The 20,785-nt window shown below is 41.9% G+C and carries 12 protein-coding genes; 5 read left to right on the top strand and 7 right to left on the bottom strand.

Features of this window, described 5'->3' with window-relative positions; all coding sequences use genetic code 11:
- Positions 1 to 2,134: 2,134 nt before the first annotated feature.
- The gene (hetF, locus tag GJB62_RS23595; protein ID WP_114082656.1) at positions 2,135 to 4,660 is read left to right on the top strand and encodes a cell division protein HetF; all 2,526 of its coding nucleotides are present in this window, start codon (positions 2,135 to 2,137) and stop codon (positions 4,658 to 4,660) included.
- Positions 4,661 to 4,813: 153 nt separating this feature from the next.
- Here hetF and GJB62_RS23600 read toward each other — a convergent pair whose 3' ends face one another.
- Entirely contained in the window at positions 4,814 to 7,528 is a 2,715-nt protein-coding gene (locus GJB62_RS23600) for a COR domain-containing protein (protein ID WP_159402558.1), read from the bottom strand.
- A 649-nt stretch (positions 7,529 to 8,177) separates the two neighbouring features.
- Positions 8,178 to 8,801 carry a Uma2 family endonuclease gene (locus GJB62_RS23605; RefSeq protein WP_114082654.1) on the bottom strand — a complete coding sequence of 208 codons (624 nt, stop codon included), beginning with the start codon at positions 8,799 to 8,801 and terminating at the stop codon, positions 8,178 to 8,180.
- 102 nt (positions 8,802 to 8,903) lie between these two features.
- Between GJB62_RS23605 and GJB62_RS23610 the strand changes: the two genes are divergently transcribed.
- Together GJB62_RS23610 and GJB62_RS23615 are read left to right on the top strand one after the other, a co-directional pair.
- Entirely contained in the window at positions 8,904 to 9,194 is a 291-nt protein-coding gene (locus tag GJB62_RS23610; protein ID WP_114082653.1) for a hypothetical protein, read from the top strand.
- Positions 9,194 to 9,619, top strand: coding sequence for a type II toxin-antitoxin system VapC family toxin (locus GJB62_RS23615; protein WP_114082652.1), 426 nt, complete (start codon positions 9,194 to 9,196; stop codon positions 9,617 to 9,619). The genes GJB62_RS23610 and GJB62_RS23615 overlap by 1 nt, the downstream gene beginning before the upstream one ends.
- A 98-nt stretch (positions 9,620 to 9,717) precedes the next feature.
- Here GJB62_RS23615 and GJB62_RS23620 read toward each other — a convergent pair whose 3' ends face one another.
- The 3 genes from GJB62_RS23620 to GJB62_RS23630 all read right to left on the bottom strand — a co-directional run bounded on the left by GJB62_RS23620 (position 9,718) and on the right by GJB62_RS23630 (position 12,349).
- Positions 9,718 to 10,536: a type 1 glutamine amidotransferase gene (locus tag GJB62_RS23620; protein WP_114082651.1), complete on the bottom strand. Its 819-nt coding sequence runs from the start codon at positions 10,534 to 10,536 to the stop codon at positions 9,718 to 9,720.
- A 77-nt stretch (positions 10,537 to 10,613) separates the two neighbouring features.
- On the bottom strand, positions 10,614 to 11,951 hold the full coding sequence (locus GJB62_RS23625; protein ID WP_114082650.1) for a Mur ligase family protein: 1,338 nt from the start codon (positions 11,949 to 11,951) through the stop codon (positions 10,614 to 10,616).
- 26 nt (positions 11,952 to 11,977) lie between these two features.
- Entirely contained in the window at positions 11,978 to 12,349 is a 372-nt protein-coding gene (locus tag GJB62_RS23630; protein ID WP_147262519.1) for a hypothetical protein, read from the bottom strand.
- 126 nt (positions 12,350 to 12,475) lie between these two features.
- On the opposite strand from GJB62_RS23630, the gene GJB62_RS23635 reads away from it, so the two are divergent.
- Both GJB62_RS23635 and GJB62_RS23640 read left to right on the top strand, forming a co-directional pair.
- Positions 12,476 to 13,063, top strand: a complete 588-nt coding sequence (locus tag GJB62_RS23635; protein WP_114082648.1) for a thylakoid membrane photosystem I accumulation factor — start codon at positions 12,476 to 12,478, stop codon at positions 13,061 to 13,063.
- A 143-nt stretch (positions 13,064 to 13,206) separates the two neighbouring features.
- Complete coding sequence (locus GJB62_RS23640) at positions 13,207 to 13,815, top strand: hypothetical protein (protein ID WP_114082647.1); 609 nt, start codon at positions 13,207 to 13,209, stop codon at positions 13,813 to 13,815.
- An 87-nt stretch (positions 13,816 to 13,902) separates the two neighbouring features.
- On the opposite strand, the gene GJB62_RS23645 is transcribed toward GJB62_RS23640, so the two are convergent.
- Both GJB62_RS23645 and GJB62_RS23650 read right to left on the bottom strand, forming a co-directional pair.
- Positions 13,903 to 18,162, bottom strand: a complete 4,260-nt coding sequence (locus tag GJB62_RS23645; protein WP_114082646.1) for a PAS domain S-box protein — start codon at positions 18,160 to 18,162, stop codon at positions 13,903 to 13,905.
- 304 nt (positions 18,163 to 18,466) lie between these two features.
- Positions 18,467 to 20,608 (bottom strand): EAL domain-containing protein, encoded by a 2,142-nt coding sequence (locus tag GJB62_RS23650; protein ID WP_114082645.1) that lies wholly within the window; start codon positions 20,606 to 20,608, stop codon positions 18,467 to 18,469.
- Between the last annotated feature and the right edge of the window lie 177 nt (positions 20,609 to 20,785).

A 20,785-nucleotide genomic window follows, 5' to 3' on the forward strand; every position in this document is an offset into this window, starting at 1 on the left:
AGAAAGCGATTCAGGAATTGAGTGAGCAGGTTATGCTCTATCCTAAGAGCAGTAACAACAAGAGTAGTGGTGCATTCTAGTTACATCAGCAGAAAATGCTAGGGCGATGTCTAAGACAAGCCACTACGTGTCTACACAAAAAACCCCCGATGAGCGTTAGCCAATCAGGGGAGTTAGTTATCAGGGTGCATCTACCAATTAAATGTTCTTAGGTTTAACACCATACTCCGGATAAATTTGGACACAGATAAGTTATTTTTTAAAATAAAAAACCCCCGATGAGCGTTAGCCAATCAGGGGAGTTAGTTATCAGGGTGCATCTACCAATTAAATGTTCTTAGGTTTAACACCATACTCCGGATAAATTTGGACATAGATAAATTATTTTTTAAAATAAAAAACCCCCAGATGATGTTAGTCTACTAGGGGAGTTAGTTATCAGGGTGCATCTACCAATTAAGTGTTCTCAGGTTAAACACCATACTCCGGATAATTTGGACGCAGATAAGTTATTTTTTAAAATAAAAACCCCCAGATGATGTTAGTCTACTAGGGGAGTTAGTTATCAGGGTGCATCTACCAATTAAGTGTTCTCAGGTTAAACACCATACTCCGGATAATTTGGACACAGATAAGTTATTTTTTAAAATAAAAACCCCCAGATGATGTTAATCTACTAGGGGAGTTAGTTATCAGGGTGCATCTACCATTAATGTTTTCTAGGGGCAGCGAGTATCTTCCGGGGAAAATGGCAAAAATCAGGGTTGACGGCCATATCTAGGAAGGGCTACGCCTAGGTAATTAGAAAAAAACCCCCAGTGGGTGTTAGCCAACCAGGGGAGTGAGTTATCAGGGTGCATCTATTGATCATCTTTTCTAAAGTAAATGGGTAGCTACCGGATAAAATAGCAGAGGTTGAAGTTATTGTTGTTTGCTCACCAGAAAAAAACCTCAAAGTTGTTAACCAACCAGAGGAGTTAGTTATCAGATATTGGTTTCAAGTGAAGCTAAAGTCTTTCAGAATCTCGTTTACCTGTAAATGATACTCATAGGGCTACTGGCACGAATTCAGGGGGTGCTAGCCTATATGAGGATTAAAAGAGATTCTTAAAGAGCAATCTACCGGATAAATTGACGCTCACCAGAGAAAATCCTCAATGGATGTTAGCGAACAAGGGGAGCTAGTTATCAGGGTGCATCTACCAATTAAATAACCAGTGCATTGCCTTAAAAATTTGATGCGTCAGAAATGATTGCTGCTAAATTTCTTCATAAAAAAACCCCCAGTGGGTGTTAGCCAACCAGGGGAGCTAGTTATCAGGGTGCATCTACCAATTAAGTGTTCTAGGTTTAACCACCATGCTCCGGATAAATTTATTAGAAAGGTGTGTCAACGAAACTCTAGTAGATATTAACTGAATTAGGGGAGGTGAACTACTCCGCCGTAAGACGGACGGAGCTTCCCAATTCATCGGGAATAGCTTCCAGAACTATGGAGTTCTAGTTAGTCTGACATTCCCTCCAAGGGCAGGAGTCCTGGTTCCCAAGACCCAAATTTTTTTCTTGCAACATATACCTATTAGTTTGGTTTTCGCTTATGGCATTGATGGTCAAGATCAAATAATTTTATCAGAAAATTCTGGGGATTCGTCATACATCTGATATTTGTTTTTGCATAAGCAAAAAATCAATATCAGATGCAATCCTTATCCCCCGCTCCCTATCCCCACCTTATGAGTACATTGTTCGCGTTAGCGTCTCGCAGAGAAGGTGGGGACTTCCGCGACACGTTAAAAATCAAGGGACATCTATCTAGTAATCAAGTATTCTAGGATTAAGCACTATTTTTTGGTAAAGAATATCTGCGTTAAAAGTTGCTGTTGTTTGCCAAAATTGAAAAAAACCCCTAGTAGGTGTTAGCCAGCTAGGGGAGTTGAAGATCAAGGTGCATCTACCAATTAAGTGTTCTAGATCCAAGTAATCCGATCCGGATAAAGTTGTAAAGGCAGAAAAAGCAAAACAACACCGAATCAGAAACATTCAGGGGTGGGATGCATCTAAGTTATCAGAGGGAGCAAATCGACTTGAAACTTTCGTGTTTCAAACCAGATTTAGGAGGCGGACAGGAGAAGTTGTGACCCAGGAATTTCACATTTCCGTAACCCCAGTAGGGCAAAATGACTACTTGGTGCGGACGGAACAAGTCGCGCCTGGGGTACCATTGGCAGAAGAATTGGTGACTTGGCCTGTAGCTGATTGGTTAATAGCTGCTGGGCATTTGATGAATGACCCGTTGAAGTCGGTGTTGCAGGGAGATCCATTTACCTCTGGTGGGCACGAAAGTAATATCGCCAGAAACTCTGTTAACTTGGTGGCATTGGGTCAACAATTTTATAACGCCTTGTTTCAAGGCACTCTCAGAGATAGTTGGATTACTGCCCAAGGTATTGCCCAGAATCACCAACAAGTACTACGCTTACGCTTGGGGCTAAAGGACACTAGATTAGCTCGTCTACCTTGGGAAGTGATGCACGCAGGCGATCGCCCTCTGGCTACTGGGCCTTATGTGGCTTTTTCTCGCTTCCAAAGTGGCATTTTGGGGGGTTCTCCTTTGCGATCGCGCAATAGTTTCACAACACGAGAACAAGGTGGCGTGAAAGTATTGATGGTAATTGCTTCTCCCTCAGATCAAGTCCGCCTTGACTTACAGAAACAGGAAGCGATTAAACTGCAAGCGGAACTTCACCGTCAAACATCACGACTTGCTGAAGGTAACAATCGTTTCCCAGAAATTGAACTCACTGTTTTAGACCAACCAGGACGGGAAGAACTGACGCAAGCCCTAGAACAAGGCAGATACCAAGTTCTCCACTACTCTGGTCATAGTAACTTAGGCGGCAATGGCGGAGAAATTTATCTTGTTAGTCGCAGAACTGGCTTAACGGAAATCTTGAGTGGAGACGATCTGGCAGGTCTGCTCGTCAACAATAATATTCAAATGGCAGTGTTTAATTCCTGCTTGGGGGCGTACACAGCTGCATCCGATCCATCTGGAGATACGGGTGAACGTAATCTGGCAGAAAGTCTCGTAAAGCGCGGAATTAGAAGCGTTTTGGCTATGTCAGAACGCATTCCTGATGAAGTGGCACTGACACTCACACAATTGTTTTACCGCAACTTGAGTCAGGGATATCCTGTAGATTTGTGCGTTAGTCGGGTACGCCAAGGATTAATTTCTGCTTATGGTTCTCACCAGATGTACTGGGCATTACCGATTTTATATCTCCAGCCAGAATCTGACGGTTTTCTCAGTGAAGAAATTGAGGTATCCGAAAGTCCAGACTTGCGGGATCAGTATAATTCACCTTTAGGAATAACTTCCACGATGTACTCTGCGATGTCTACGACGGGCTACGCCAACGCAGATGATAGCGATATGCCTTTAGGAATGGAAGAAATGATTCCTGCTGGTTTGGCGCGTGACTCTTCTGGGTTGGACTGGCTGGGTGAGGATACTTGGGGCGATCTCGTTGATGAAATTGAGTATGATGACCCAAGTTATGAGGAAGATTCTGCGATCGTTTCCGATTTGTTTCGTCAGCTAGATAACCAAAAAGCTACAACTGAACCGGATCAACAAATTCTAGAAAATAATTTTCAGCAAAGCCAGATTTCAGAAGAGATGACTTCTCTGGAAGAAGAAGGAGATTTATGGGGAGAAATCCCGGCACCGCCCCCTGTAATTACTGGTAAATTGCAAGGAAATCAGCAAAATTCTGAGTTTTCCCGTAGGCATAGCCCAACCCAGGCATCGCAACCAGCCCCACCAAGACATCGTACCCAACGCCGCAAATTGTGGCCAATTGTGGGTATTGTGGGAATCAGTGCCTTAGTAGCTGCGATCGCTTTAAATTGGTGGTGGCAAAATCGATCTCAACTGGCAACTCTGCCAAACATCCCAGCAATTCCCACCGATTCTTTACCTATCCAAAAACAGCAAAATATCGATTTAGAAACAGCAAGCACTGGAATTGTCACCACTAGCGCTACGCAAAAATTGAGCCAGGGAGATTTGCAAGGTGGGTTGTTGGCTGTAGAAGAATTACTCAATCGTGGCGCACTAGCTGCGGCGGAAACTGCCCTTAAACTTGTTCCAAATAAGCAAGTTGATGATCCATCTGTCAACTTTTATAAGGGACGATTAGCTTGGCAGTCTATCGGGACTGGAGACAATAACTATAGCGTCGATGATGCCCGCCGTTACTGGGAAACTGCTGCAAAAGCTAAACCAGAATCGCTTTTGTATAATAACGCTTTAGGATTTGCCTACTACGCAGAAGGCAATCTAAATCGAGCCAATGATTCTTGGTTCAAGGCTTTGAATTTAGCTCTCAAAGAACAAAATACAGATTCAAAGACGGCAGTTCCTGAAGATGCTTTAACTTCTTATGCTGGTTTAGCTCTTGGACTGTATAAATCTGCACTTAGTCAATCTAGTGGTAAGCAGACACAGTATCTTAATGAAGCGATCAAGTTACGGCAAATGGTTCTCAACTCTGATTCAGTAAATTTCCAGGTTGATAAATTAGCTAAAAATTGGCTGTGGACAGAGAAGGCGATTGAAGATTGGCGATCGCTCCTTCAGGAGAAAGGTGAATAACAGTAATCGTAATTTGTTGTAAGGGAAAAGGGCGGTTAGAAACCGCATCTACACAGACAAAACCCACCTCCGTGGGTTCAAACCCTCAATTTTTCCTTAGTCCGCGCAGGCGGACTTTGTTTGTATAGCCGCGAATTCCATTCGCCGGGGCTTTTATTTGTTGCCTTGAAACTGCTTAATAATATTACTAATTAAAGGCAACTGTTCCAGTACCATTTTTGTTAAATCTACAAAAGATTTCTCAGAAAGGCGGTTATCTTGACGGAGTTGCAGAACGCCTATTAAGACAATAAATATTGCTGTTCCAATAATTGCTAAAGCTAGATAATGAAATGGTAGCGAACCACCAAAAAATGCAATTAGACAAAATACAACTACAAATACAAATAAATAGAACATTCCATTGCGAAAAGCAAACGGAAGTTTAATATCTTCTGACTTTGGCTTTTCTTCTTGCGGAGATTGATTAGACATAAGATTATTCTCTTTTTGAATTTGAACTTCTTTAGCGTTTATATAATAATTATCTCCGCTTCGTCTGATTTCTTCTTGCTGAATAAATTGGTGTTTGTCCATTACATCATCAATTAAGCCCAAGACATTCACCATTTTGTAGGGTTTCTTGCGACATTGAATCTGGTCTTGCTTATCGGCAATAAACTGTCGCAATTCCTCAAATAAATAAAAGTGTGGCTCTTGGTTATCTTTGCAGGTGTCGCAATTACAGGGGATTAACTTGTTGTACTTCAGTCGTGTATACGAGTCATGAATTTTATCGAGTTCATGTGTAACTATGGTCATCAAATCTCTTTTGTAACGACCTGAGACTCGAATCTTAATCTCCCGCTTGCCGTAATATTCAATCACTTCAGCCTTCGTCTGGTCTTTGCTGAGAACAACGCCGCTTTTCCAGACACATTGTTGTTCATTCATCAACTCATGCATGGCAACAATGAACTGGGTGATGATGCCCTTGGGCATGAAGTCATATTTGTAACGCAGAATCAGGTTGTTGGTTTCATCCCAGTTATATGAGGATTGATTAGCAGATAGCAGTTGCGGGGCAATATACTTTCCTTGGCTTCTAGGAATTTCGTAGCACAGCTTGAAGTTGATCATCAGGCGCAACAGTTCATCATGCATCGTGGCGTATTCGTCTTCACACCAGATGTTTGCCAAGTCAGACCGCGTGAAACTACCCAGGTTGCGAATCACCTTTTCATTATCCAGCACTTTGTAGACTGCATCAGTTCCCCACTTGGGTTTAAGGATGACAGTTTTGTTCAAAAGTGGGTCTTCTTGGAAGTGCAAGCATACTCCCAAATCGTGAAGATAACTGCTTAATTGCAACTTATCATTTCTTTGGGTAAACCCATTTTGTTGGCAGATGTTCAGATATTCATCCAAGTTGATGTAATTGTGTGCATCACTCTCCAAAGCTTCCCGGACTCTAACCCAGGTTTTTGGGAGCGGACTGCCAATATGAGGTAGGTTTTTAACGTAATGCTTAATTTGTTCTAAAGCTTGTTCTAAACCTCTGTTGGTAGCAAGGTTTGTTGGTAAAGTTTCCTTCAAATTAGTAAACTGCCCCCGTAACTCACGTTCATTGATTTCTCGGTGGCGGTTTTGCTTCTCATTTTTGATGATTAGTAGGGGACTGTTATCGCTCAACAGTTGTACTACATTCAGCCAGTAATAAAAATCCGTGTCTTCCTTACGGGTGTCTGCCACTAAAACGTAGAGGGAACGCTTAGTGAGGAAAAACTGGTGAGTAGCATGATAAATCTCTTGCCCCCCAAAGTCCCAGATGTTGACTAGAAATTCTCGCCCATTTTCCATTGGGAAACCCCACTGGATGACCTCAATTCCCTTTGTAGTCTCTTCCTCTCGAAGTTGATAATTTTGGTTTTCAATTTTCTTCGCCAGTGTTGTCTTCCCTGCTCCTCCTTCGCCGACAATTAATAACTTTGCTTCATACAGATAATCTGTGCCTTCTGCTTGCAGTTGTCGAAAATAATCTCTAATCGCCTCAATACCTTTTTGAACAATTTCTGGCGGTGGCTTTTCGATCGGGTTGTAGCTTAAATGCAGGGAAGTGAGTTGTTGCAGACTAGCGATCCCTTCTGGCAATGTTGTTAATTGGTTGCCGCTTAAATGCAGGAAAGTGAGTTGTTGCAAACGGGCGATCGCTTCTGGCAGCGTCGTTAATTGGTTGTAGCTTAAATGCAGGGAAGTGAGTTGTTGCAAACGGGCGATCGCTTCTGACAGTATCGTTAATCGGTTGCGGCTTAAATCCAGGGTGGTGAGTTGTTGCAGACTGGCGATCGCTTCTGACAGTATCGTTAATCGGTTGCGGCTTAAATCCAGGGTGGTGAGTTGTTGCAGACTGGCGATCACTTCTGGCAGCGTCTTTAATCGGTTGTAGCTTAAATCCAGGGTGGTGAGTTGTTGCAGACTGGCGATCGCTTTTGGCAGCGTCGTTAATTTGTTGTCTTTTAAGTTTAGAGAAGTGAGTTGGTGCAGGCAGGCGATCGCTTCTGGCAGTGTCATTAATCGGTTGTAGCTTACATCCAGGGTGGTAAGTTGTTGCAGACTGGCGATCGCTTCTGGCAGTGTCGTTAATTTGTTGCGGCTTAAATCCAGGGTGGTGAGTTGTTGCAAGCGGCTGATCGCTTCTGGTAGCGTCGTTATTTGGTTGTCGCTTAAATTCAAAACCTCCAACCATTCTAGTTCAAATACCTCAGCAGGAATCTCTGTTAATTTTTCCTTGTTATTTGTACCCAAATAATTGCTTAAATCTAATTCTTTTAGATGTTCATCTTCTGCTTCTCGGATTTTCTCAAGGAAATGTTCAGGCGTGTCTGCCATACTGAGCTTCACCTGTCAACGAAAGTTATATGTAATGCCCCTGATTCGCTGGGCAATCTCGCAACCACTAATATTTTGCACTAATCCCAACAACCGCCACAGGGTAAAAACCTCTGGCTGATAACGAAAGTCCTCTTAAGAGGGCTAAATTTTTTCCAGACTTGGGTTTTAGTCCCCATTGAATGGGCTTTGGCTATGAGAAAGGAAATTTGAGTTGCAGGCAAAGGTAGGTGTTAATTAAGAATGCTGCAAGATATCAAAGCAATTTACTATTCTGTGTATTACTACACGAGTGCTAATAATTTTTACTGAATCTAAAAATAATTTATCATACCCAATGGTTCAGATTTGCTTGTCAACGAGTCTTTGATACTCATTAATGAGGCTCGGAACTCCGTTAATGAGTCTTTGATACTCGCGGACGAGTCTTTGATACTCGTGGACGAGTCTTTGATACTCGCGGATGAGTCTTTGATACTCGCAGATGAGTCTTTAATACTCGCTGACGAGTCTTTGATACTCGCGGGCGAGTGTTTGATACTCGCTGACGAGTCTTTGATACTCGCGGATGAGTCTTTGATACTCGTGAATGAGTCTTTGATACTCGCGGACGAGTCTTTGATGGTTCTTTTACTTCTTTAGCCGTTTTTTACGCGACTTCTCCAGCCCGAAAAATCTGTTCAGCAGTTAAATTAAACTCTGGAAATGCTAGCGACTGAATGCGATCGCTTCCCCTAAATTGCCTAACTTGATACTCACCTTCAATTAATTGGTAAATCGAAATAGTTGGTTGTTTAGGATTGCCAATAAAGTTTCTACCACCTAAACCTAGATAATCTACAATCCAATATTCAGGTATTCCGACCTCTTCGTATTTACCTGCTTTGGTAAAATAGTCGTCTCGCCAGTTGGTACTTACCACTTCAATTACTAAAGGAATTGATGCCGCTTGGCTTACAGTAGATTCTTTTTTCCACAGAGGTTCATTGACTAAATTAGAGTTATTCAACAACAGTACATCTGGTGAGTAAGCTGCTTCGCTCTGATTCGGTTTAATGAAAGCTGTTTTGGGAATGAAATAAGGTAGTTTTAAACGTTTGTATTCTGTAACTATTTCCCCAACTAAAAATCCAACAATTTGTTCATGTTCACCTGTGGGAGGAGCCATTTCAACAATTACTCCGTCATGAAGTTCATAGCGTCGTTGTGAGTTTTCTGGATACCAAGCAATAAATTCATCAAATGTTACTTGTTTGGTTAAGGATTGAGTCATACTTTGCCCTTTGTTAATTTAAAATGAAAAGCAGAGTCTCCTGAATTGCGTTACTTGTCAAATCCAGGAAACGAAAAATTATATAATTTCCTGGAAGTAAAAATGGAAACAAAAAAATTGCGATCGCATATTGGCACAGATGGGATATTGCACATTCAGACACCTACTGATTATAAAGATACATCTGTAGAAGTAGTGGTAGTTGTGCAGCCGTTAGATAAAACAGACCTTGCACCATGCGATGACACTGTACTGCAATATAACGCTTGGGGAAAGGCGACGACAAAAAAATCGATTCAAGAAGCAATTGCCAAAATGCAACAACTGCGGCGAGAAGTAGCTTTAGATAAAACCTCAATCCGCGAAATGCTTGAAGAGGGACGAAGATTTTAATGCAGTTTGTTTTGGATTGTTCTGTAGCAATTAGCTGGTGTTTGGTGGATGAAAACAATGGTTATGCTAATGACATACTCGCAATGATGCCTGATTCTGAAGCTTTTGTACCAGGAATTTGGTCGTTGGAAATTGCTAATACCCTTGTCGTGGCTGAACGACGTAACCGTATGACTAAGAAACAATCTGAGCAAGCTATTGCTTTGTTACAGTCACTATTAATTCAGGTTGACTTATTTACGGATGCAAAGGCGTTGGATGCAACCTTGAACCTAGCACGACAGGAAGCTTTAGCATCTTATGACGCAGCTTATTTAGAATTGGCGCTGCGGTTACAATTGCCGTTAGCAACTCTTGATATTCGGTTAGCAGAGGCGGCGACTCGTTGCTGTGTGGGGTTAGTAGTTGTTAACGAGGAAACATGAAATCAAGGCTGAGTTTAAGGCGTTTGTCACACTTTCCCATGCGAAACCAGGGAATTGCGTTCCCTGTGGAAGTCAGGGAACGAGAAAAACACGAAAATTTAAACTTTCGCCGCAGCAGCACTTGGTAAACTCACTTTCAATCGCTTAAACATCGCTTCTCGTGCTTGTGCAGCGAGGCTATCGTCAAAAGGTTTTAAGGTAATTTCCTGCTGATACTTTAGCCGCAATGCTGTTTGAATTAACCAATCGGCGACAAAAGGATTTTTCGGTAATAAAGGGCCGTGAGAATAAGTAGCGATCGCATTCTGATAAAATGCTCCCTCTGTACCATCTTCACCATTATTTCCCAAACCGTACACCACGCGCCCCAAAGCTTCCACTTTTCCCAGTTTGGTGCGTCCGCCGTGATTTTCAAAGCCTACCAAATATGGTGTAGTTCCAGTCATCTCTCGCAATTCTTGCGCTAGGCGTGAAGCTGTCACTTCAATTACCAAGTTACCAATACAGCGCTTAGTATTTTCACCAGGATGCACAGAAACTAAATCGAGTATTCCTAAACCATCAATCCGTTGTCCTAAGCCTGGTTCATAATAATGTCCAAGTAATTGGGGAGAACCACAAGTAAATACTCCTGGTGTTCCATTTTCGATTTTTTCGCGCATTGCGTCGGCTTTTGCACCTTGCAAATCACGCATGACAATTTCTTGCTGACGATCTTGTGCGCCACCACCAACTATGACATCTACAGTTTTAATATCTGCGGCTGTGGCATTTTGATCTAGGGGTAACACTTTAACATCGTATCCCCGCCACTCGGCGCGACGTTCTATAGTAATTACATTACCACGATCGCCATAAGTACTCATCAGCGTCGGGTACAACCAACCTATTGTTAATTCTAAATTTTGAGAACTCATAAATTTTGGGAATGGGGAATTGGGAATTGGGAATAAGACGATCACAAATGACCAATGACGAATGACAAATGACAAATTTAAAGAATTTTACGCCCAGTGAGAACTTCTCGCACTTCTAGCATGGCTGAGTAGGTTGGTAGAATGTGCAGAGTTTCATTGTCTGGTGTATGCTCTAATGCAGTTGCGATCGCTTGTCGCAAATCTTCTTCGACAATTAAATTTAAGTTACTGTCATGGGACTTTTGGCTGTAACGTAGACGTAGTGCCATATCGTAGACGCGATCGCCACTCACTACTAAAGTCCCGCCGCGTTCGACTAATTTCTCGGTATCTACGTCCCAAATCCAGGATACATCAGTGCCATCGGGTGTGCGATCGTTCAATACCAATAGTGTGGTTTTATCTGTGCTTTGAGTGACTACGCGAATGGTTTCATTCGTTCCTACGGGATTTTTTGATAATAATATCCGCACTCGTTTACCGTTAATTACTAAATCTTCTGCACGACCAAAGGCAGCTTGGAAGGTATTAATAGTATCTCTGATTGTTACTTCATCAACTCCTAACTCAATAGCCGCAGTAGCAGCAGCTAAAGTATTATATTTGTTGTACAAACCAACTAGAATTTGCGACCATTCACTACTTTCTAAAGTCGGTTTACTTTTAGTAAAACCACACTTTGGACAAGTAAAATCTCCCAAATGAGATAAATAGACACCCTTGTAATCTAGAGAATGTCCACATTTTGGGCAATAGATAGAATCAACAGCGTGAGGAATCGCTTCTAAATAATGTTCTGGTTCATTTAAGCCAAAGAATAACACTCGTTGCGGTAACTGCTGACCAAGGTTAGATAAAGTTGGGTCATCAGCATTGGGAATTACCACCGTTTCTGTTGGTAGGGTGGAAATAACTTTTGTCCAACGTTTACTAATTGTATCTACTTCGCCGTACCTATCAAGCTGGTCGCGGAACAAGTTTAAACAGAGAATAATTCGCGGCTGGAGTGGCTTTAATACTCTTGGGACAATATTCTCATCCACTTCTAAAATGGCGTAATCAGTATTTAGCGTACCTAGTAAGTTGGTGCTTTCTAACAGCGCCGTCATCAAGCCATTTTCCAGATTTGCACCTGTAGAATTATGAGTGACGCGAAAACCCTTGCGTTCTAGGATTGTGCATAAAAGCAGGGCTGTAGTGGTTTTGCCGTTAGTACCAGCAATTAAAATCACTCCATTTTTAACTTGCTGACTCAATAATTCTAAAAGTCGGGGTTCAATGCGACGAGCAATCGAGCCTGGTAATACACTAGCAGCACCCAGACGGAGCGATCGCACTATAAACGTCACACTTTTTGCCACTGACACCGCGAAACCCAATCGCAGCCTATCTATGAATTGAATTTTGTTTCCCACATCTGTACCCTAGTCTTCTGGCGTTGCTAATTGAAAGTATTTAATTGCAAATTTAATATGCGTGAGTTTAGCGAATCCTGACTGAAAAAGCCAGCCTCTTGATTTTGGGGCAGGGGAAGCAGGGGAGGCAGGGGAGAGTTAAAATCTAGTTCATCCACCTCAGAACTCCGTTCATCCACCTCAGAACTCCGTTCATCCACCTCAGAACTCCGTTCATCCACCTCAGAACTCCGTTCATCCACTTCAGAACTCCGTTCATCCACTTCAGAACTCCGTTCATCCACCTCAGAACTCCGTTCATCCACATCGGAACTCCGTTCATCCACATCGGAACTCCGTTCATCCATATCAGAACTCCGTTCATCCACCTCGGAACTCCGTTCAACTCTATCATCCACTTAAAAGAGATAATCTCAGTAGACGTTATCTTAAAAAATAGTGTGTGGGCGTAATTACATATCCAGCCCAGTTTTTCGAATTCAGTACAAACTCACGACAAGTAGTAGCTTGCAAGGTTCCTTTTGATGAATAGCACAAGATTTCTTTTTTTACATAAACAAATTACTAGCTGGCAAAGGTGGTTGTCGAAATGCCTGTTGTTGCTTGTAAGTCTTTTCATTATAAGTACGCAACCTGCTTATGCTGGTCTCGATAATGATTTATATGATGGCAACATCTTCGTTGTTTATGCTGGCAACGGTTCATTAGTTCCTCCCAGACAGACACTCGCACAAACTTTAGCGGAACATAAACCGATATTTTTGGCTTTTTATTTGGATGACAGCAGCGATTCTAAAAGATATGCCATTTCTATCTCACGGGTACAGGAGTTCTACGGTCGGGTAGCAGAGATTATGCCGATTAATGTAGATACTATCCCGTCTAAAGAAACCTACGACCCTACAGAACCAGGATATTACTATTCTGGGTCTGTTCCTCAAGTCGTAGTATTTAATAAAGCAGGTGAGGTAGTTTTGGATAAAAAAGGTCAAGTACCTTTTGAAGAAATAGACGATCAATTTCGCAAAATCTTTGATTTATTACCACGTACTGAAACAGCACAGCTAAAGCGACGAGCTTTTAATGAGTTCAGTAGTGAGTTAGCTAGATAAGTTATAGGGTAGACCAAATTGGTCTGCCCTAGTTTTTCGTGCTATCTGTTACTACATTTCTGCTGATGTCAAAGCATAATATTGAAATATCTGTGTTAACCATTTAGAAAAGTAATCTCTAGTCCCGTATTGAGTGTATTCTGATGTCAAAGGTTTACACCACCCAGGAGCTAATTCAAGTTTTGGCAGCCGAACGCCAAGCTTGCCTCAACGGAAAACGCCTAAAGTTAGAAATAACGGTCTCTGGCAATCCTGTAATTGACCAGTTTATTAGGACTGATGGGCTGCAACAATTCACAGCTTATCAAGATTTCAAAGCTGCAATTCACGACTATCAAAAAGAAAATCAAGTTTCAGGTATTATCTGGCGGGAGGTGACAGTTAAAGGTAAAAACTTGAGCTATCCCGAAGTAAATACTGATTTAATAGCTCTTGCTAGTGACTTAGAGATATTAAAATCTGCTAAAAATTCCATTTTGGAATTTTGGTATGAAGTCTCTATGGGGATGGATTTATATTTGAGTTTCAATAATAGTAAACAATACCAACAAATTCTCACATCTGATGTAGAAAGAATTGTTCAAAGAACAGAGTGGGCAAGTTTGTGCAAGTGGGAAAATTCAAGTTTTTTGGAAATGATTTTGCAGCTAGGATGGGGTAAACCAGAAGAAGCTTACTATAAACGAGGAAGACCGGGATCGGGTAGTGAATATATCCATGCAGTCAATCCTGGTAATCGCCCCATTGGTTGAGGAAAGGGGCAGGAGGCAGGAGGCAGGGGAGAAAGATACTGGAATTTGCTCTTTTTCCTATTATTTGAACAATCCCTCCTATCGGCTTCAGGGTTGATTCTGCCCGATGAGATTGACGATCGCTGTGGCTAATTCAGCTGGATCTACGGGTTTAGGTAGGTGTTTTTGGAATCCTGCTGCCATTGCTTGGTTGTAGTTGATTTCTCCAGCATAAGCTGTCAGTGCGATCGCCGGAATTTGCCCGCCTTGCTCTGGCGGTAATTTTCTCACCTCGCGCAGCAGCATATAGCCATCCATTAAGGGCATTCCAATATCGCTTAAGAGGATATCTGGCTTTGATTGCATTAATATTTCCAGGGCTTCGGCTGCTGATTCAACTGCGGTTACAGTCGCGCCATATTGTTCTAGCGCAAAGCTAAAAAACTCTCGCACGTCAGCTTGATCGTCCACAAGCAGGATTTGCACCCCAGCCAGTAATGTATCGTCAGTACTTAGTTCTGTTTGAGAAGCTTCATCGCTGCTGAGTCGCAACTCAGAATTTTTCAGCAAAGGTAGTCTGACTGTAAAAGTAGCGCCTTGTCCTTCTCCCAGACTCTCTGCCTGAACTGTACCACCGTGAAGTTCTACTAAATGACGCACAATTGCCAGCCCTAATCCAAGTCCCCCAAATACTCTGGTTGTCTTAGCATCTGCTTGCCGGAAGTAATCAAAGACGTAGGGCAAAAATTCTGGGATGATTCCTTTACCTGTATCAATCACCTGAATTTGAGCATCTAAGCCAACTTGCTCTAGACGCACTTCTACTCGTCCTTCTGTGGGTGTGAATTTAACGGCATTGGAGAGGAGATTCCACATTACTTGTTGCAAGCGATCGCTATCGCCGAGAACTTTGCCGATATCATTACTTAAAACCGTTTGAATTTGAATCGACTTGGCTTCTGCTGCTAAACGCACCGTTTCTAATGCACCTGCGATCGCTATTTTCAAATCCACTGCATAAAGATTTAACCTGACTTTACCTTGTAAAATCCGCGAAACATCAAGTAAATCTCCAATCAATTGAGTTTGTAACTTGGCATTCCGCTCGATTGTTTCCAATGCCCGAATTTTAGTAGCTTCGTCGAAGTTGCGGGTTCTGAGTAATTTTGCCCACCCTAAAATCGGATTCAAGGGAGTTCGGAGTTCATGGGAAAGGACAGCGAGAAATTCATCCTTAATGCGGTTGGCTGTCTCAGCTTGGGCCCTGGCAGTCTTTTCGGCTTCGTAAAGTTGAGCGCGAGCGATCGCTTGCGCACACTGCTGTCCCAGCGTCAACATAAATCCCCGGTCTTTTTCGTTAAATATTTGTCCAGTGGTAAAGCTTAATCCCAGTGCCCCAATGACTTTGCCTTCTGCTATCAAGGGAATGGAAGCCCAAGAATTATTCCCTATAACAGTCACAACATTTGCCAACTCAGGATATCTAGCAATCATGGCTGCTAAATTTTCTAAAAAAATCGGCTGCCCAGTTCTGACTGTTTCTGCTATTTGGTTAGGTGATGTGATGGGAAAAGTTGCCCAAGTATTGATGAGTGTTTGTGGATAGCCAATTGCTTGCACAACTTTTAGGGTAGTATCTCCCTCAGTAAGTAAGACAACGGAACCACCAGTAGCTTCCAAGGCAGCAATCCCTTGGTTCACCACGACATCGGCTACTTGTTGGGGAGTTAAGGCTTCCGAGAGGGCGGCGGTTATTCTTTGTAAAAGTATAGTGCGATTGACAGACCTTTCAGCGCCCTGTTTTGCCTGTTGAGTTTCTTGGTATAGTCTGGCGTTGTCGATAGCTGTCGCCGCCCGACGAGCAATATCTTCTGCTAAGGCTAAGTCTGTTTGTTTGTAGTACCTACTTGACTCGGCTGTGAAAAAAGAGATTGCTCCAAATAATTGCCCACGGGAACGAACTGGAATCACCATTAGAGAACAAATACCCAGACTTTGCAGTAATTGCAGATGTTCGTCGTCTTCAGCCATCTCTACCAGATGAGAGTCAGATAATTCGGGATAAAAGACAGATATACCTAGCCGTAGCTGCCGTACAAGCTGTTTGGCTCTAGTTTGGGGTCGATAACGCCGTCGGATTTGGTCTAAAGTATTTAGTTTTGTGGGATCGGCAATTGCGATCGCAATTTGTTTACTTGACCAATCTTCCTGGAAAACATCTACAATACACCAGTCAGCTAGGGTAGGAACTGCGAGATTAGCCACACTTTCTAAGGTGATTTCATAATCTAATGAGGCAGCGAGTAAGGTGCTGGCCTCGACTAAAAACTGTTGTGTTGTTTCAACTCGTTTGCGTTCGCTAATATCCTCAATAATGCCTAACGCATACTTTGGTTGTCCGTTGGTATCCCAAACTGCTGATGAAGTTAGGTTTACCCAAACTATAGAACCATCTTTGCGGATGTAGCGCTTTTCTAGGGAATAACCACTAATTTCTTTTGCTAAAACTCGCCCAGCATTTTCCAAGTCAACTGCTAAGTCGTCAGGATGGGTAATTTCCTCAAAGGTTATTTGCATTAACTCTTCAGGGCTGTACCCAGTAATTTCGCATACGGCAGGATTAACCTGAATAAATTTTCCATCCAACGCTACCAGGGTAATACCCACAGCTGCCTGGTTGAACATTGCCCGGAATCTTTCTTCGCTTTCTCGCAAAGCCACTTCTGTTTGCTTGGCTGCTGTCACATCTGCCAAAATAATCCCAATTCCTACCGTTTCGCCCATTGCGTTGTTGACTGGGTAATAGTTGCCTAGCCAGTAGCCGTAACGTCTGGATTGTTCCCTTGTCTCACCACTAATTTCTACATTCAGTAGTGGTTCTCCAGTATCCAAGACGCGCTGTAACTGTTGCTCAAGTTCAGCCGCCATTGCTGGCAATACTTCCCCAAATTTGCGTCCTAGATGTTCTTGTATAGTCAAACCATTAATGTCAGCGAAAACTTGATTAATTCGGATATATCGCAGTTCCCGATCTAAAAAGCATACGGCAACAGGAGCGGCTTCTAACAGCGCATCTAGAAGAGATAGAGATTCGGCGTAATGGACTAAAGCGTGCTGGATATCTTGATAAAGTCGGGCATTTTCTACTGCTAAGGCTGCACGGTGAGTAATCTCTGTTGCTAAAGTGAGGTCAGTGCGATCGTAGCGACGGTTTGATTGGGTGCTGACAAAGCTGATTGTGCCGAGTACTCGCCCTTGTGCAATTAAGGGTACAATCATCACAGACTTCATCCCCAATTGCCGGACAAGTTCTAAATGTTCAAGATTCTGAGTGCTTGCCACTAATAGCGAGTCAGATATTTCTGAGATTAATTCGCTTTGCCCAGTTTGCAGTACTCTAGTAATTGCACTTGCACCCTTGTAATCTGTTGCATACTCCTGAAGTTTACGCGCTAACTCCGCCTTAGATGGGTCTGCATGGGCAATTGGTAGGCGGCGAATGGAACCATCTTCATTTAAAATGTCAACACTACACCAATCAGCTAGCTGGGGAACTGAAATTTTGGCAATTTGTTCTAAGGTTTCTTCATAATCTAGCGAAGTAGATAGGACACTACTAACTTGCGCGATATAGCGGAGTCTTTCTTCAGCCTGCTTGCGTTCTGTAGTATTCACAGCCGCACAAGTAATACCATGAATAATATTGTCTGTATCTTTCAGTGGTTCAACCAGCAAATCATAGTAACGATATTCTCCGCAAGTTGTCAGATAAACCTCTTCACGGGTTGAAATACCAGTCTCTATTACCTTCAGCTTAATTGCCTTCAATTGCTCTGCTACTGAAGCTGGAAATAATTCATCATCAGACTTACCTAACATTTCCTCAGCAGTATCTAAACCTTGAGGATTATGAATCCACTGATATCGCAAATCTCGATCTTGTTGAAAGACCACAATATCTGAACTGCTTAACGCTAATCGAAATCTCTCCTCACTAACTTTTAGCTGTTGGAGATTTCTATCAGCCCGTCTTTTAGCAGTCTTTAATGCCTCACATAAGATACTAAAGAGCAATCCTTGTAATGCAAACAACCCAATTCGCACAGAATTAGATAGGTCAAAACTCAGCTCATAAACTGGCGGGAGAAAGAAGTAATTGCTCAGTAATGCAGACAAGAAAGTTGCTAATAGCCCTGATTTAAAACCACCATACCAAGCACTCACCACTACAGCGCCAAAAAACAGCAAGAAAGGAGTTCCACTCATGCTTAACCAAGGGTCTAGCATCAACATTAACACTAGTGCGAGTGTGACAATTAATACAACAATTCCATAGCGCAGTAACTGGGAATAATGAATATGAGGCATGAAAATGTCTAAGAACAACCAATACTTATTGCAGAGGCTCTACATACCCTAAGCTAGTTTTCAAGTTTTAGTAATTTATCTCTAGATAGATTTTTTTCAGTTTTAAAAACCTCTTTTGCTAGAGGCTAATTATTAAGTTATCTAGTATTGTCAGCGATAATTTATTATGAATTTTCTATATCCATAACATTAATTTGCCGATTGTGAATAGTCAATTATCAGAAATGCAGTAGCCTAATTTGCTTATAAAAATTATGGTATAAAATTTACCAATGGCTAGTTTTCCATTAGTCAGTCGCAATTATCAGAGGATATAATGCAAAATTTTACTTGTCGTCAGAAGTGCTTCTACTGTCTGGTGGCTTAGAGGCTTAGAAAATAGATAGCCTTGACCAAATTCGCATCCCAGTTCCTGTAACCATTGAAGTTGCTGCGGTGTTTCGATACCTTCTGCAACAACGGCTAATCCGAGTTGATTGCTTAAAGCAATAATAGTACTAACTACCTGATAATTACGGTTTCCTTGCTGCATCTGACTTACAAAAGAGCGATCAATCTTTAAATTATCAGCAGGTAAACGATGGAGATAATTGAGCGACGAATAACCAGTACCAAAGTCATCAATGCTAATTTGAATTTTTCTAGACTTTAATTGGCTTAATAAATCAATTGTCTGACTAATATTATCAATTAGCATACTTTCAGTAATTTCTAGGGTTATACAGTCGCCTTCTAAACCTGTTTGGGCTAGTATTTGATCGATGTATTCAATTAAGTTTCCTTGGCGAATGTCTTGAACAGAGAGGTTAATATTAACCTTGATTGGGAAGTGAGTAGTAAACTTTGCTTTCCAGTTTGCTAGGTGTTGACAAGCTTTGTAGAGCATCCAGCGATCAATTTGCACAATTAGCCCCGTTTCTTCCGCGATAGGGACAAATTCTTTCGGTAAGACTAACCCACGAGTTGGGTGTTGCCAGCGCAGCAATGCTTCAAATCCAATCAGTCGTCCTGCTTTGCTTTGCCCATCCCCAAGTATGTCAACAATTGGCTGGTAATATATAACAAACTCTTCTCGTTCGATAGCTTTGCGAATATCTGTTTCTATAGTTAGTCGATTTACGGCTTGAGTGTGCATTCTGACATCAAAAATTTTATACGAGTTTCTCCTTTGAGCTTTGGCTTGATACATAGCAATATCGGCATCTCGGAGTAAATCGGAGGCTTGAGAATATTTGTTTGTTCCTAAAACAATCCCGATGCTTGTACTGATAACTACTTCGGTATCATTAAGTATCAATGGTGTTTGAAAATCTATGAGCATACGCTCAGTAATTTGAATAGCTTTTTCAATATCAGAAATATCTTCCAGCAAAATTACAAATTCGTCACCACCAATTCGAGCAACTAAATCAACTTCCCGCAGATGAGTTTTTAGTTTGTGAGCAATATTCTTTAACAGTTGATCTCCAGCAAGATGTCCGAGGCTGTCATTGATCACTTTAAATCGGTCTAAGTCTAGAAACAAGACGGCATAACGATAGGTTTCTAATCGTTTAGCTCGGTTGATGGCTAGTTCTAGCCGCTCTATCAAAAGTGTGCGATTTGGTAAATCCGTTAAGGGATCGTGTAAAGAGTTGTGGATAATTAACTCTTGTGCTTGTTTGCGATCGCGCAGCGCAACTTGTCGTTCGCTCACATCTAATAAAACACCATACCAGACAATATCCCCATTTTCTCGACATTCTGGACGAGCGCTGGCCTGTACCCATTTGAGTTTGCCAGAAGGTGTAACTAATCGCCACTCGTAAGAAAATGGTTTTAAAGTTTGAGCGCTCTCGTTGGCTGCTGCATAACATCCTGGATAATCATCGGGATGAATTTGTACAAAGCAAAGAGAGGCATTTTCTAAAATTTGATCTGGCGTTAACTCTAAAAGATCCAGACAGCCAAAACTAATGTAATCAAACGCAATAGAACCATTAGAATACTGAACAAAGCTGTAAATCATTCCGGGTATATTAGACGCTAATGTTTGTAACAGCTTTTGAGCTTGTTTGCGCTCCGCTCTCACCTGTGCATCCCGAAGTTCTCTACGCACTGCCTCTGGCAATCGATTTAAGTTGTCCTTCATGACATAATCATTCGCACCCGCTTTCATCATTTCCACAGCAAGTACTTCGCCAATTGTGCCGGAAACCAAAATAAAAGGAATATCTTTTTGGCTCTGCTTTGCTATTTCCAAAGCCGCAGGAGCATTGAATCCTGGCAGTCGGTAATCTGAAATCATCACATCCCAAGTCTGACTATTGAGTGCTATTTGTAGTTCCTTGTCTGTTTGCACACGCTGCCAGTTTGGATTGAAACCACCGCGACGCAATTCATGAATAACTAACATAGCATCCTCCTCTGAATCTTCAATAATCAGGATGTTCAACAGTTCATTCATACCCCAGAATCTCCTTGGTAACTATTCAGTAAACTTGTATAATCAGGTTTGTGAGCCAAGTGATTTTGGATTTTAAATTTTAGATTTATTCTCTGGCTCAAGGCGGTGGCTCTGAATAAAAGTTTTTAGAATTTAGGATTTTAGCTTTGTTCTCATGTTTATATTTATTTACTTGAA

The organism is Nostoc sp. ATCC 53789 (assembly GCF_009873495.1).
In the GTDB taxonomy this organism is placed as follows: domain Bacteria; phylum Cyanobacteriota; class Cyanobacteriia; order Cyanobacteriales; family Nostocaceae; genus Nostoc; species Nostoc muscorum_A.

Coding starts and splice junctions, on each gene's coding strand:
- GJB62_RS23605 (WP_114082654.1), bottom strand. CDS start 8,801: ATGACTCAATCCTTAACCAAACAAGTAACATTTGATGAATTTATTGCT.
- GJB62_RS23620 (WP_114082651.1), bottom strand. CDS start 10,536: ATGAGTTCTCAAAATTTAGAATTAACAATAGGTTGGTTGTACCCGACG.
- GJB62_RS23645 (WP_114082646.1), bottom strand. CDS start 18,162: ATGCCTCATATTCATTATTCCCAGTTACTGCGCTATGGAATTGTTGTA.
- GJB62_RS23610 (WP_114082653.1), top strand. CDS start 8,904: ATGGAAACAAAAAAATTGCGATCGCATATTGGCACAGATGGGATATTG.
- GJB62_RS23640 (WP_114082647.1), top strand. CDS start 13,207: ATGTCAAAGGTTTACACCACCCAGGAGCTAATTCAAGTTTTGGCAGCC.
- GJB62_RS23600 (WP_159402558.1), bottom strand. CDS start 7,528: ATGGCAGACACGCCTGAACATTTCCTTGAGAAAATCCGAGAAGCAGAA.
- GJB62_RS23635 (WP_114082648.1), top strand. CDS start 12,476: ATGAATAGCACAAGATTTCTTTTTTTACATAAACAAATTACTAGCTGG.
- GJB62_RS23615 (WP_114082652.1), top strand. CDS start 9,194: ATGCAGTTTGTTTTGGATTGTTCTGTAGCAATTAGCTGGTGTTTGGTG.
- GJB62_RS23650 (WP_114082645.1), bottom strand. CDS start 20,608: ATGAATGAACTGTTGAACATCCTGATTATTGAAGATTCAGAGGAGGAT.